Annotated in this window: 10 protein-coding genes; all 10 read left to right on the top strand. The window is 58.8% G+C overall.

Annotation, left to right across the window (positions count from 1 at the left end; genetic code table 11):
- Positions 1 to 17 precede the first annotated feature (17 nt).
- The 10 genes from IPP03_03640 (at position 18) to IPP03_03595 (ending at position 13,659) form a co-directional block, all read left to right on the top strand.
- Entirely contained in the window at positions 18 to 419 is a 402-nt protein-coding gene (locus IPP03_03640; protein ID MBL0351796.1) for a PAAR domain-containing protein, read from the top strand.
- A 1-nt stretch (position 420) separates the two neighbouring features.
- Positions 421 to 930 carry a GPW/gp25 family protein gene (locus IPP03_03635; GenBank protein ID MBL0351795.1) on the top strand — a complete coding sequence of 170 codons (510 nt, stop codon included), beginning with the start codon at positions 421 to 423 and terminating at the stop codon, positions 928 to 930.
- 55 nt (positions 931 to 985) lie between these two features.
- Positions 986 to 2,731, top strand: a complete 1,746-nt coding sequence (locus IPP03_03630; GenBank protein MBL0351794.1) for a hypothetical protein — start codon at positions 986 to 988, stop codon at positions 2,729 to 2,731.
- A complete protein-coding gene (locus IPP03_03625; protein ID MBL0351793.1) occupies positions 2,728 to 4,068 on the top strand; it encodes a hypothetical protein in 1,341 nt (446 codons plus the stop codon). Before IPP03_03630 ends, IPP03_03625 begins: the two co-directional genes overlap by 4 nt.
- A 20-nt stretch (positions 4,069 to 4,088) precedes the next feature.
- Complete coding sequence (locus IPP03_03620; GenBank protein MBL0351792.1) at positions 4,089 to 4,577, top strand: hypothetical protein; 489 nt, start codon at positions 4,089 to 4,091, stop codon at positions 4,575 to 4,577.
- A complete protein-coding gene (locus IPP03_03615; GenBank protein MBL0351791.1) occupies positions 4,547 to 5,581 on the top strand; it encodes a hypothetical protein in 1,035 nt (344 codons plus the stop codon). Before IPP03_03620 ends, IPP03_03615 begins: the two co-directional genes overlap by 31 nt.
- 155 nt (positions 5,582 to 5,736) lie before the next feature.
- Positions 5,737 to 7,497 carry a hypothetical protein gene (locus IPP03_03610; GenBank protein ID MBL0351790.1) on the top strand — a complete coding sequence of 587 codons (1,761 nt, stop codon included), beginning with the start codon at positions 5,737 to 5,739 and terminating at the stop codon, positions 7,495 to 7,497.
- 123 nt (positions 7,498 to 7,620) lie between these two features.
- On the top strand, positions 7,621 to 8,553 hold the full coding sequence (locus tag IPP03_03605; GenBank protein ID MBL0351789.1) for a hypothetical protein: 933 nt from the start codon (positions 7,621 to 7,623) through the stop codon (positions 8,551 to 8,553).
- Position 8,554: 1 nt separating this feature from the next.
- The gene (locus IPP03_03600; protein ID MBL0351788.1) at positions 8,555 to 10,348 is read left to right on the top strand and encodes a hypothetical protein; all 1,794 of its coding nucleotides are present in this window, start codon (positions 8,555 to 8,557) and stop codon (positions 10,346 to 10,348) included.
- Between the two features lie 2 nt (positions 10,349 to 10,350).
- On the top strand, positions 10,351 to 13,659 hold the full coding sequence (locus IPP03_03595) for a hypothetical protein (protein ID MBL0351787.1): 3,309 nt from the start codon (positions 10,351 to 10,353) through the stop codon (positions 13,657 to 13,659).
- The last annotated feature ends 6 nt before the right edge of the window (positions 13,660 to 13,665 follow it).

Genomic DNA, 13,665 nt, shown 5'->3' with positions numbered 1-13,665 from the left:
ATCAGGAGTGTTACGTAATGGGACAGCCCGCAGCCAAGCAAAATGACCAGGTCATCGGCACGGATACGCATATCGTCATTGTGCCCGCCGGACCCGCGCAGGTACCGACGCCGTTGCCGCATCCGTTTGCGGGAAAAATCAGCGGCGGCACCATCGCCACCGTGAATATCGGCGGCTCACCCGCAGCGGTGGTCGGCTCGACGGCGGACAACTCGCCGGCGCACATGCCAACCCCACCCGGCGTGAGTTTTCAAAAACCGCCTACCAATAAAGCCACGATTCAAGCCGGTAGCGGCACCGTGAAAATTGGCGGCAAGGCGGCGGCGCGCAATGGCGATATCGCGCTGACCTGCAACGATCCCGCCGATGCACCCGTCAGTTCGGTCGTCGCGGTCGGCACTGTGTTTATTGGCGGCTGATATGGCGACCGCAGCGCAAGCAGCCAAAAGCTATACGGTATTGGGCAGCGATATCGCGTTGACGCGATACAGCGGCGTGCCCAGCAGCGTGCCGCTCGAAGTCGCGGATTCGTGGGGGGTGCTCGATGTGCAGGTTGTGCCCGGCGGCAAAGGCGGGTTGCCGCAGCAAGGTGAAATTCGCGACGCCGGCGGGGTTGCCGGACGCGCCAATCTGGCGCAGGCATTGGTGCTGCGTCTGCTGACACGCAAAGGCGCGCTAACTGGACTCGGCCACCCGGACTATGGCTGCCGCCTGCTCGAACTGATCGGTGAATTGAACAACGAGGCCACGCGCAATCTGGCGCGGCTGTTCACGATTCAAGCCATCCAGCAGGAGGCACGCGTCAAGACGTTGCTGGAACTGGCGGTGGCAACCGTCGCCGATCAACCCGACACGATACGCATCAGTTTTTCAGTACTGCCGGTCGACGACAACGATCCGCTCGCGCTGACATTGGAGGTCATGCTGTGAATCCGAGCAGGAAACAGGCATTAAAAAAATGCCGTACAGTGTGCGGGGGGTTACAGTGAGTTTTGTCGATCGCCTTTATCCGGACATCGTGCGCGATGTCCTAACCAATCTCACGCAGGGTGTCACGCGCGAATTGCATCGCGTCAGTTACAACCTGCTGGCGCGCCCGCTGCACGTGCCCGATATCGTGTTGTTGCGGCGGCCGGTAAAACGCGTATCGCTGGTGTCGGGATTGGTGGAGCCGGCGCGCCCAGGCGACCAGCTACTGCCGTATACCTTCACACTCAACGACTATGAATTGGTCGCCGATCCATCCGACCCCAGCGATGTCAGCCTCATTCGGTTTTTAACGTTCGGGAAAAAACCGGCGACCGATACCGATGTCAGCGTCAATTATTATCCGCGCAATACCGACCCCACTCCGCTCACCGATTTGAATGTCGGCAGCGTTACCCGCACCGTGCTCGAAGCCGTCAGCAAAGAGCTGGCGCTGCTCTATGCGCAACTCAATCTGGTGTACGACTCGGCCTTTCTGGAAACCGCGACCGGCGCTTCGCTTGAGCGCGTAGTGGCGCTGCTGGGTTATCAACGTTTTCGCGCCGGACGCCCGGTCGGCAGCGTGACTTTCAGTCGCCGTGCCGGTGCGATCGGCAGTATTACCATTCCGGCTGGCACGCCGATCACCGACAGCGCCGATAAAATTCGCTACGAAACTATCGAAACACGCGCGATGCTCGCCGGTGAAGCGACGGCGCAAATCGCGGTGCGCGGCAGTAGCGATATCACGCCCGTCGTGGATACCGGTGTGCTGACGGTGGTCCAGCGCGCCATCGCCGGGCTGGACAACGTTACCAACGAGCGCCCCACCACGCGCGCCAGCGACGATGAAACCGACGAACAGTTACGCGCCCGCGCCCGTGACGCGCTGCTCGCCAGCAATAAGGGCACGGTCAGCGCTATAGAGCATGGTCTTTTGCAATTGCCGGAAGTGCGCAGCGTGAGTTTGGTGGAAATGCCAAACGGCGTGCCGGGCGAAATCAAATTGTCGATCGATCTGATGCAGCCCGGCGTCGGCGGCGCGTTGCCGCGTGCGGTGCTGGATCGCATCGAGGAATTACGGCCGGCCGGCATTCGCATCGTGCGCGACAGTGCCGCCAGTATCGCGCTGCAAGCAAAAATGCAATTAACGCTGGCCGGCAGCAGCATGGCACCCGCCGATATCGCACAGGTACACAGCCTGGCGCAATTCACGCTGGTCAGCGAGGTGCGCAAGAAAGGCGTTGGCGAGAAGCTACGCAACCGCGCGCTGACCGCAGCCATATTGCGCGACGAGCGCATCGTGGATGCGGTGCTGACATTCAGCGTACTAGGCGGCCAAGCCGGCACCCCCAGCGCCGATTTCGAGCCGGACGCATCTAGCAGCGTACAACTGCTCGACAGCGATGTGGCCTTTGAAGCCGATGCTTTCGACAAGGCACTGAGCGCCGGCGATACCATTTCGGTGGAAGTACGTGCATCAATGGTCACGCAGGCACTGGCCGGTGTGCCGATCGCGCAGGTAAAAACTGAAATTCAAACGCGTCTGAATGCTTTTTTTGAAAATCTGAAATCTGGCAGCGTCGACAGCAATATCCTGTTGACCGCGCTGCGCAATGACACGCAGTACGCCATTGACCCATTAAAATTGCAGGTTACGCTAAGCACTGTCGATCAGTTCGTGGTGATTGCCCAGGGCGGCGCCACGTTTACCGTGCAGCCGCAGCAGATGTTTACGGTCGCATCCGTGGAGGTAACTGCATGAAACACCTCCCCGCGCTGCAAAGTTATTTGCCGGACCCATATACGCTCGCGCCTGACGCGGTGCTGACGCAATTGCTGGATACCATGGCGCTGGAACTGGAATGCGTCGACGAGGATATGGATCGGCTACGGCAAACGCATTGGGTTCGCACCGCCTACCGCTTGGCCGACGCCGAAAAATTGGCAGCGCTGGTCGGCGTGAAGCGCTTGGCATGGGAAGATTTGCGCACCTTTCGCGCGCGCCTGTTGCCGCTGGTGAAAGCGCGCCTGGCGGGTGCGCTGGGGCCGAATGAAATCAAGAAATTTGTTTATGATTATTTGCGTGAAACCGAAAACGCATTGAGCGATACCGACAATCAACTGGCCTATCAATTATTACCGGGATTGCAGCGCGTGCCGTTCGAAAAGGCTTTTGCGCCGGTAGCCGAGCGCCCGCTGTTCCGCCCCCTGCAGCTTAACGAGAATCCAACGCGTGAAAAAACCAGTGGCGTACTCGCTGCGCGTGGCGGCGATATTCCCTATCTGTACCGCTGGTCGGAAACCAACAAAGGCCTCGACGAAACGCAAGTTACCTTTGCGTTGACCGGTGTATATGGTGGCAAAACCACGGTGCCGATTCTGGTGAATATCACCACTGGCGATATGATTGGCTACGCGAAGGAATTACCGTTCGGGCAGCGGCTGGAAATCAACGCCAAACCGGGCGCTGATGACACCGCCGTGGCCACACTGAACGGTGTCGACGTCAGCGCGCGCCTGTTCAGCCTGCGCGGCTTTCAGCTCGGCGTCCCGTTCACCCGCGCCCAGCTGGACGCGCAGCCGCGTTTGCCGCGCGTGGCACGCGGCAACAACGACTGGATATTTCTCGCTATCGGTCTGTTCGACATCAAAGGCCTTAACCATTTTTTCTTTTCGATTGCCGATCAGCATTTATATGAAGCAGTGTTTGATGAAACCGTATTCAATCATGCGCTGTTTCCCTCCGGCACGGTCGCAAGGTTGGAAATGCAATGGATTGAAACCGAGCCGGCGAGTTTCGAGGTGCAGGTGCCGCGTTATCTCATCGCCGAGCCCGACACCGTGAGCAGTGCTGAAAGCATGCCGATGTATGCGGAAATTGCCGATGGCTTGCGCGGCGCCATCGCTGATTTGCGCGCTGCCGGCGTGCGCTCGCAAGTAAAGTTTGTGCCATTTTCCGAAACGCAGGGACAGCGCGTGCGCGTGACGCTGCCGTGGCTGGTCACCGACCGCCAAGCCGGATCGGCGGGTACACATGACCGTTTATCGCTCGGTGGCCAATTCGGCGAGACCTCTCTAGGAGATTCGCGATTTGAATAATATTGTTTCAGGAGTCCGCTATGACCAATAGGGATTGTCGCCCGCGCGGCCGCCTACATCTCAGTGTGCGCGATGGCAACGGCGTATTGATTGCCGAACGTCGCACACGCAATATCGTGTTGCGCCAGGGCGCAGCAATTGTCGCCGGTTTGTTTGCCGGGCAGGCTGATGCTGGCGCCATCAACAATGTGCAGGTTGGTTTCGCCAAAGAAGGCGCTACCGCCGACACCATGGCGTTGGTGCCGCCGGACGATGCCGGCATTCCAGCGGCGGCGCTCAGCAGCACCATTGCACCCGCCGATTTCACGCTCGTCACCGATCAAGCTAACGGCGTGCAAGTGCTAGTATCGAGTGTGTTCAAACCGACATTGGAGCTGGTTGACGTAACCGAGGCCGGGCTGCGCGCCGGAGAGAAACTCTATAACCAGGTGGTGTTCGAACCGGTGACATTACGCCCCGGCCAGGACATCACCTTGTTTTGGGAAATCGATTTTCCGTTTGGACACTAGTTATTTTTGTTAACCCGGCATCATTAAAGAAGACGGGCCACTCCCAAGAGGCGATCATCATGCAGGATTTAACCTTAAACCTTCTCGGCTTTCCGGCAGCGAATCGCGACATCAGTGTTCAGGTCATCGATCCGGTTTCGCGAAATGTCGTGCGCACTGTGACGCCATTTCTGGATGGCACCGTGCGCGTGCCAAAAATCGACCCTGGCGCTTACGAAATTGCAATTCGGCACCCGAATGTCGCTTTGCCGATACTGCAGAGGCCGATACGCGTGCTGCCAGTGGGGCCGACCAATATTTCGGTGGTGATCGATCCATCGAAATTCCGCAACACGCCGATTGAAGATATTCCCGACGCCAATCTGGCGCCGGTGCAGGATCTGGCGCAATCAGTGGCGGAAACCGTAACCTCACTCGGCAACAAGTTGCCCGGCGAAGCCATTCTGGCGCAGGACTGGAATGCCATGGCTGGCGCGATCCGCGACCTCGCCGGTGCGCTCGGCCAACTGACTCAACTGGCCAGCCCCATCGGACACAATCATCCCGAGCTGGAGAAAAAGTTTGATGAGGTGTCGGGCAATTTCGGCGAACTGATCAACAGCGTCAGCGCATCACTCACCGAATTGCAACGCCAATTTCAGACCCAGCGTATTCGCCAGCAAATTACGGATGTACTGGATACGGCGGCGATCGACCCGGCTTCACCGAAAGGACTGGAGTTCACCACGCTGGTAAAAAATCTGGAAACCAGTGTCACCGCGTCGCCAACCACCTTTGGGCGTGAAGTGCGCAATACTGCGGTGCAGCTGTCGACCAAACTTGAAGCGCTGCTCGACGAAAAAGCGGGTGACCCTGCATTCGCCAACGCCGAATCGGTCAAAGGGCTGTCGACCAGCATCGACCTGGCCAAACAGCAGCGCACCACCACCTACGCCGCCGAACTCGAACACCAGCGCAAAGTTGATCGTTCAGTGGGTGGAGCGATTTTGAGCCGCAATTTGTAATTCTAATTCCACATTATAAAGGGAGAACAGCGCGGCGAGGATGAGGCGACGAAGAAAGCACAATGGTGCGGCTAGGAACCGAAGACGAAGCCAACGCGGTTATCGTTTTAATTTGGAATTCGAATAATCTGTCATTTGTACTTAGAGGTAACACCATGGCCACCACCTTGCAGTTGGAACGCATAGCGACACTGGTCGACAAACTCAATCCGGTCGCTAACAAACAGCGCGGTATGCGCATCGAGGCTGGCGAGTGGAATGTGCTGATCGATGTGCTTCGCGGTATTTTGCAGGTCGACCGCACACAGGAAGATAGCACCCAGTCGAGCCTGGCGCAGAGCTTTGCCGCGATTGATCATGTGCACCTCGGCCAGATCGACATTACTTGGCTCGACGCCGATCTACAGGCGCAGCTCGGCGGCCAGCAGAGCCAGGGCTCTGTATTGACTCGCACCGCGCTCGGCGAAGCGACGCAGAAAATAACCAGCCTTGGCACCGAAGTCGCGCGCCTGAGCACACTGGCGGAGACCCATCAATTGTTGCTTGATCGCGCCTCAGTTGATGCCGCGGATCGCAGTAAAGTGCTGTCGCAATTCGATGCGCGTTTTGCCGGCGTCGAAAATCTGCGCACGCTGGTCGGCGCGGTATCGAACGATGTCAACGGATTACGCGGCAATCTGGACACTGTGCTACAACTGCGCACAAGCTTGAGCGATGCCAACGGCAACCCTATCGACGTTGCACAACTGAAAACACAGATCGGAGACCTGCAAACGCTGCGCGACAATTTAAAGGGTGTCGATGGCAATCTGCTGCGTATGCGCGATATTGAAGTACGCCTGAACGAAATCGGCGACGCGGCAGGCGTGGGTGGCGCTGGCGGTCTTGATCAACGCATTGCCACCGCAACCGGGCAATTGAAGGAGCAGCTGAACGCACTTCAGGATGAGCGCGACGGTGCGCTACAACAGGCACTCACCGACGGCATCACGTCCAGCGAAGGCCGTTTGCGCAATGAGTTAAATGCAACCGTCGATGCCCGCGCGCAGACGCTCGAACAAAACCTGAACACGCGCATCGGCGACAGCGAAACACGCACCAATGCCAGCATGGACGCGCGCATTGCGAAATCTGCCGAGAGTGTCGGCAAAACCGCCAACGACAACGCCGTCACCTTGATTGATAAGCGCCTCGCCGGCGTGCCCGAGCAGGTGCGTGCGACGACGGCGGAAATGATCACCGCGCTGCGCACAGATCTGTCGACCCAGATCAGCGCCAACGTCAACGCCGCGCTGGACACTCGTTTCAAGGGTCTGCAAACACAAGTCGATACACGCCTCGTATCGATCGAAGGGCGTGTCGCAGATTTCGAAAAACGCATTCCGTCGTTAGTCGCCAGCGGTATCGACACCCTGCGCGCTGATCTGGCAAACCAGATCAGTGAACAAGTCAAAATCAATACGGAAGCGCTGCGCGGCGATTTGCAAAACGTGATCAGCGAACAGATCAAAGGCAATCTCGCTGAGGTGCAAACCCAGCTCGACACGCACATCTCTGACAGCGTCAATGCTCGCCTTGCAGGGCTGGACGAAATTGTGGCCAAATCGGTCGCCACTGCGACGCGCGACCTGCCGCAAAAGATCGGCGCCGAAGTGAAAACGCAGATCGATGCCCTCAAATTAGGCGATCAAATTAAAAGCGCGAATGCCGAGCTTACCGCGCAATTACGCAAAGAACAGGCCCTGGCGCTGTCCGATCAGCAGGCCACGACATCGGCGGCGATCAACAGCAGCGTGACCTTGCTGCGCGGGGAAATCGGTGCCACACGCACCGAACTGACGAACACCATCAATGCTCGCAACAATACAGTTACGCCCGTTTCACCACGCGGGAACGTAACGCGACCGATCAGCTAAATGTTCAATGCATGTTGTTGACGAAGGCATTGTGGAAAGGCACGGAACAAGTCTCTTCTCCCTGCGGGAAAGGGCAGGGCGGCTTAATTTTTATTGTATTTTTGGCTACAGGATTAGCGCTGGATGCTCGGCACCATTGAACAAAAACTGACATCGATTCTTGCCGATACGCTGGTCACGCGTGCACATCTCGATGTGCTGGAAGCACCCGGCCCGGCGGCACCGGCAGTTGGGCGCGCGGCGGTACTGGTGGCGCTGGGCGAGATGACGCCGGCGCCGCTGTTCGAACGCGAGCAATTTGCGTTCGACGGTACGCGCAGTCGCCGCATTCTGCCCTTGCAATTAAACGTTATCGTCGATTACGGCATACTCCCGGCCGGCAATGGTGCGACGGAACTCGCCGCTGCGCGCGCTTTGTTACTCGCCGATGTATCGCTGATCGGTCATGCACTGGCGCACCCGGATTTGATGAACGGCAAAGCATTTGCTGTGGCCGACCCCGATCCGGGCTTTCGCATGTTGTCGTTGGCGCTGACTACCGGTGCCGTGGTACGCGATGCCGACGCGGATTCCGGATTGCTCTCGGCACGTCTGCAATATCGCGGCAGCGTCGAAATCTGGCCGCCCGGCGTCACACAGGACGAAGGCGAAATTCTCGCCATCGATACCGTTAGCGTTGCGCTGCCGCTCACCATTGTTGCCAGCCACCCCGTGTTGCGGGCCGGCCAGACCGCCGTCGTCTCAACGCGCTCGCTGCCAACATCGCGTCTACTGAATCGCGACCCAGCAGTCGACGCGCCGCTGCAACTGGCAGCAACCGTGTTGAGTGACGCGCCGCCGGCGCAGCGCGGCAGTATCATTAGCGGCAGCGCGGGACAGGAAACAGGATTCCGCGTGATCGCCGTGACGCCACCGCTGACCGCCATCACCTATCAGGCACCGGCCGCACCCATCGCCCGCGGCCGCACCGAATACGTCGCCATCCACCTCGCGACGCCGGACGGCCATCGCGGCATCTTCATCGGATCGATCGCGATGCGTTTGGAGCCGGGCTGAGATGAACGCACTCTTCTATCCACTCGCCTTTACTCAGAGCCAAATTTCCGATCTGGTATTCGGCATCATCGCGGCACTCAACATTGTCGACTTTGCCGAAGAAGACGGCGGCGATGTTGACCATGCGTTGTCGGTGCCCTATCTGCGTGGCATGGATGCCATCGTCGTCACCGAAGCGCGACTGGTGTTGCGCTGCCACTCAAAAGATCTCGACATCGAGCAATACAGTGTCACCAACAACGGCAACAAGGGCGTATTTATTTCGACAAACGAACCGTCGCGGCTGAAAAAAGTCGAAATTAGTTACAGCTACACGCCGGCCCCAGGTTCGCCCACCACGCATGTCGTCGTCCGCGCCGCCAGCAAAAACGGCGCACTGCAAGCAGGCGTGCCGCTATTCGCATCCCCCGACTTTGGGAGTCCAGGCCCGATGTATGGCCCCACACTGGGCGGCATGAGCGCCACCGACCTCGGTAATCAACACTATTTGCTTAAGCTGCCGTCAGTGCTGGGTAATGCCTGGCTAATTCAACTGGCTCAACTGGTCAATGGCACGTCACCCACCGATCTGACTGAAATTACACTGACACCCGGTATTCATCGCGTGGTGCTCGACGCCGCCCCGCGCAATCTATCGGTTACGCTGGCGCCGAACGAAGAAGCGCTGATGCTGTGGCAAAACCCCGGCGTACTGCTACCGGAAGCGGGTAATCAGGAAATCAGCTTTGCACCGCTCGCGCAGAAACATTTATCGGATGCGCTGCAAGCGGCATCCACTGACACCGCCGCCCTACCGGTGCCGCTGCGCTTTCATTCGGATTGCGGTGCAGCGATTGAAATCGTCACGCGCTCGCTGGTGGCTGAATATCAAGTGCAGCCTTTTGGCGACTCACCCAAAACATTCGCGCTGCGCGGCGAATGCACCGCCTTCACGCTCGGCGCACCCGCCGCTTTGGCCCCGCTTAAAAGCAACATGCGGCTCACCATCAAACTGCTGGGACGCGAGCTAAATGCGGCCTCACCCGAGCCCTCTCTAACAGCGCCGTCAAGCGGCTTGCGCCTCGGGCTCGAACATTGGATCGCCTGCGCCAGCCCAGTGGCGCCGCGCAGCGGCGAAGCCATTGGCAGCGTCGTGTCGATCAAAAGCGTACGCATTTATCTGGGCTGCTTCGAAGCCGCTGAAGTCGTGCTGGAGATTCGTAGCGATATCGCCAATTTGCCCGGTGCTACCGTCGCCGCCCCGCAAGTCAAACAACTGGAAGCCGGTTTTGCCGGCTGGCTAGAATTGGTTTTGCCGACACCGTTAAAAGTAGTCGCTGGCAACGCGCCAATCTGGCTAGCTCTGCGCACCAACAAAGGCGAAGTGCGCTGGTTTTGCACGAGCGCCGATGCCAGTGTCGCGGCGGCCAGCAGCCGCGTGAGCATTGATCGCGGTGCTACCTGGGGAGCGCCCAACCCCCAACTCAACGCCCCCCAATTACCGTTGGTGCAACTTTTTCATCAGGTGGATGAACCAATCACCGCACCGCAGATACGCCTGCAATGCGGCAGCAACATCTTGCAAAACAATCTGCTCGCCAACGCTCAGCAACAATCCGCGCGCGAATACGTGCTGGATAACGCCGCCCTGCCGCCCGCTGTGCATGCCGCACTGGCCACACAGGCCGGACAAGGCCGCGTCGACAGCGAATTCCTGCTGTTTTCACGCAGCGCCATTGACCTCGTCGTGGAAACGCTGACGCTCAGCTATGACCCGTTCGCCGCCGCGAATGGCAGCAACAACAGTGGAGCCTGACGATGGGAAGTTTTGATCTGACAATTTCCGCGGAGGATCTGGCGACACTGCAAGATGTGCCGCAGCAGATCGCGACGCTGGCGACCAATGCACAGCAAGCACTCGCCGCAGTGCGCAGCGGTGCCGATAGCGGCAACCCAGTCGGCGCATTGCTGTCTGGCCTGCAAACACTCGGTGATGAAGCCGCGCAATTGCCGAACATTGACTCGCTGATGGGTCCGATTCGCGATCTCGCGCAGCAGCTGCCGGCCAGCGCCCTCGGCGACATACAGGCGATTGGCGCGGAAATCGAGCAGGTACTGGCGCTGTTCGGCCCACTCAAAGACAGCCTGCTCTCCGGCAGTATCGATCAGGACGTCACAGGCTTTGTCGAAAAAACCATCGGCGACCTCGGCAGTCTCTTCAAGCCCGGCGAGGAAGTCACTTCGCTGCTCGGCGAACTGGAGCAGTTCCTGAAACTCTTTCAGGCCATGCTGGGCTGGAAAGACCACGCGCCGAGCGCCGATGAGGTCACTGCGCTGATTGCGCGGGGCCTCGCCGGCATGCCACCCGATTTGTTGAGCACGGCGACGACAGCGCTGCATGGCATACTGGCTCCGCTGGTGGACATTGTGCCGGCCGGCGCCGAGCTGACACGCTGGCGCGATATGCCCGCGCAGCGGCTGTCGTTATGGCAGGACATCAAGTTCCGCGCGACCGGTACTGTTGACTGGAGCGCACTCGAAGCCAGCCTGCATGGTGAATTGAGCCTGCTGATTGAACTGAAATCGGTACGCGACCATTTGTTGCAGGCGAGCCTCGGCAATCTCGCCCGCGTCGATCTGCGTGGCATGGCCGATGTAGCCGCGCACATCAGCGCCATTCCGCAACCGCACGACTTTCGTCTTACGCCTATCATCAGCGGCATACGCACTCAACTCGAAAGCACTGCCGCGCGCATTGAAGCGTGGGAGCCGACCGAGGACGATATTCTCAAGCTGGTGCGCGGCCTGGTGGATCAGCTTATCGCCTATGTCGAAAGCAGCCCGCTCGGCCAGTTCCGCACGCTGCTGGTGAATTTTCAGCAGCGCATTCTGCATGCAATCGAATCGCTGCCGTTTCGCGATCTGGCCCAGCAGGCGGAAGCCGCTTTGCGCCAGCTCGCCGCGACCATTGAAGTGATCGATCCCAATTTTATCAAACAGCCCGTACACGACTTTTTCACCAGCATTGAAACCAGGCTGGATACGTTTTCCGAAAACGCCATTCTGAATTCGATCGGCTCGCTGTGGACTGGTGTGGAGGATGCGATCAACCAGATCAGCGCGCAAATTCAAACCCTGCGCACCACGCTCGACAATTTGACCGCGCAGTTGCAAAGTCTTTCTGAAAATGTGCAGCCCGCATTGCAGGCAATTACCGACAGCGTCGGCAGCATCGACACTGCGCTCGCCGATTTCGATCTCGAACAACCGGCGCAGGTGGTGGTGGGCGAGCTCAATAGATTACGCGACCAAGTGGCAGCGCTGGATGTGTCGAATCTGCCGGAGCCGGCGGTGACTACTTTGAAAGCCGGTGCCGAATTTCTGCGCAATCTCGATCTGGCCGGCACCATCAATCCGCCGTTGAACGATGTACTCAACGAAATCGATCCCACCGCATTGATTCAGCAGGCAGCGGACAAAATCAGCGCCGTCACCGCACAGTTGCAGATGCTCGACCCTGCCGTGCTGACCCGCGATCTGGATAAACCCGTCGACGAATTGCTGGCTGAATTTTCCAAAATCGGTCCCGAGCAATTCACCCTGTTGTTGCAGGACGCTCTGAAGCCGATTGAAGACGCCATTCACTCGCTCGACTTTTCCGAAGTGCTGGCGCCGATCACGGGCATTTATGCGGAACTGTCGGCCAAGGTCGATGCGATTTTAAATCCCGATGTGATCTTCGCGCCGCTGGAAGCCTTGTTCAAACCGATTGCTGACGTGATTGACGCGCTGCAGCCAACGCGCTTTATTCAATTGCTCGAACCGCACGGCGATAGCATGGTCAGCAATGTCGGTGGCGCCGCAGGGCCGCCCGCCATCATCACCAGCGCCAATCTACAGGCTGCGATGCCACCGGGGCCGGAAGCCGACGACGCCCTGTTCGGCTTTCGCATCGGCGATATGCTGGTGCCGCTGATCGATCTGCACCGGCAATTGACCCAAGCATTCAATCGGCTCGACAACAGCGTGCTACAGACAGCAGCTGCCAGTTTGCAGCAAGCTTTGCAAGGCGGACTCGACGTTCTGAATCCGCAGTCGGTTGTCGCGCAGGTTGAAGCCGCAATGGTGCAGGCCCGGCTCACCTTCGAGCCGGCACAGATATCCGTGCAAATGAGCGGCGCCGTGCTCGCTTATCACGACGCCGTCGGTGCGATCGCCGTTGCCGCGCAGCAGGCAACCGCACCGGCCGATACGGCCACGGCGGCGCGTGTGCTTGCGTTGCTCAATGAGATGAATCCGCTGGTTCTGGTGCCCGGCCGCGTCCAATTCGAAGGCCTCGCCGGCGCCTCGCTGCAGGTGCAGGCCAATCTGGATGTCAGCGCGCTGCGCACTGCGTTTCCGGCATTGACGCAAATACAAAATCTGCTGCCCAATTTCCTGCGCCTGCCCGAACTGACCGGTGACACCATCCGGCAGGCACTGCACGAACTTGACCCGGCACCGTTGCGCGTTGAAATCAACACACTGTTCGATCGCATCGGCACACGTATTGTTGCACTGCAACATATCGTCGCAGCCGCGTTCGAGGAGCTCGGCCGCATCGCAGAGGAATTTATTCTGCCGATTACACCGAGCGCACTGGCCCATGTCGCCGACAGCCTGCACGCAGCACTGAAGCAACAGGTATTGGAGTTTTCACCGGCACGCTTCAAAGATGAATTACAGCTGATTTTCGATGTAGTGAAACGCCAGCTCGGCGCCTTCGATCCAGCCATCATCATCAATGAACTCAATGGCCTGCGAGATGCACTGATTCAGAAACTGCATGACCTCGTCGCAAAATTATTGCCGGACCCCGCACCCTTTCATGCGCTACAGGATCAGTTGGCCCAACTAAAACCGAGTCAGTTACTGGCGCCCGTGATACAGACCCTGCAACCCATCAGCGATTTGGTGGCAAAGCTGGACCCGCATCTGCTGTTTCAGCCACTGGTCGATGCCATCGCCCGTATTCGCGATGAACTGCCCACTGTAGTCGCGGAAGTGGAAGCAGCGCTCGATGATGTATTGGCTGCATTTCCCGAGGGTGGTATCAACAGTGCGAGCGCATCGGTGACGATTGGGTAGGTGTTT

The organism is Candidatus Dechloromonas phosphoritropha, assembly GCA_016722705.1.
GTDB lineage: Bacteria > Pseudomonadota > Gammaproteobacteria > Burkholderiales > Rhodocyclaceae > Azonexus > Azonexus phosphoritrophus.
This window is presented reverse-complemented; position numbering and strand designations above follow the sequence as displayed.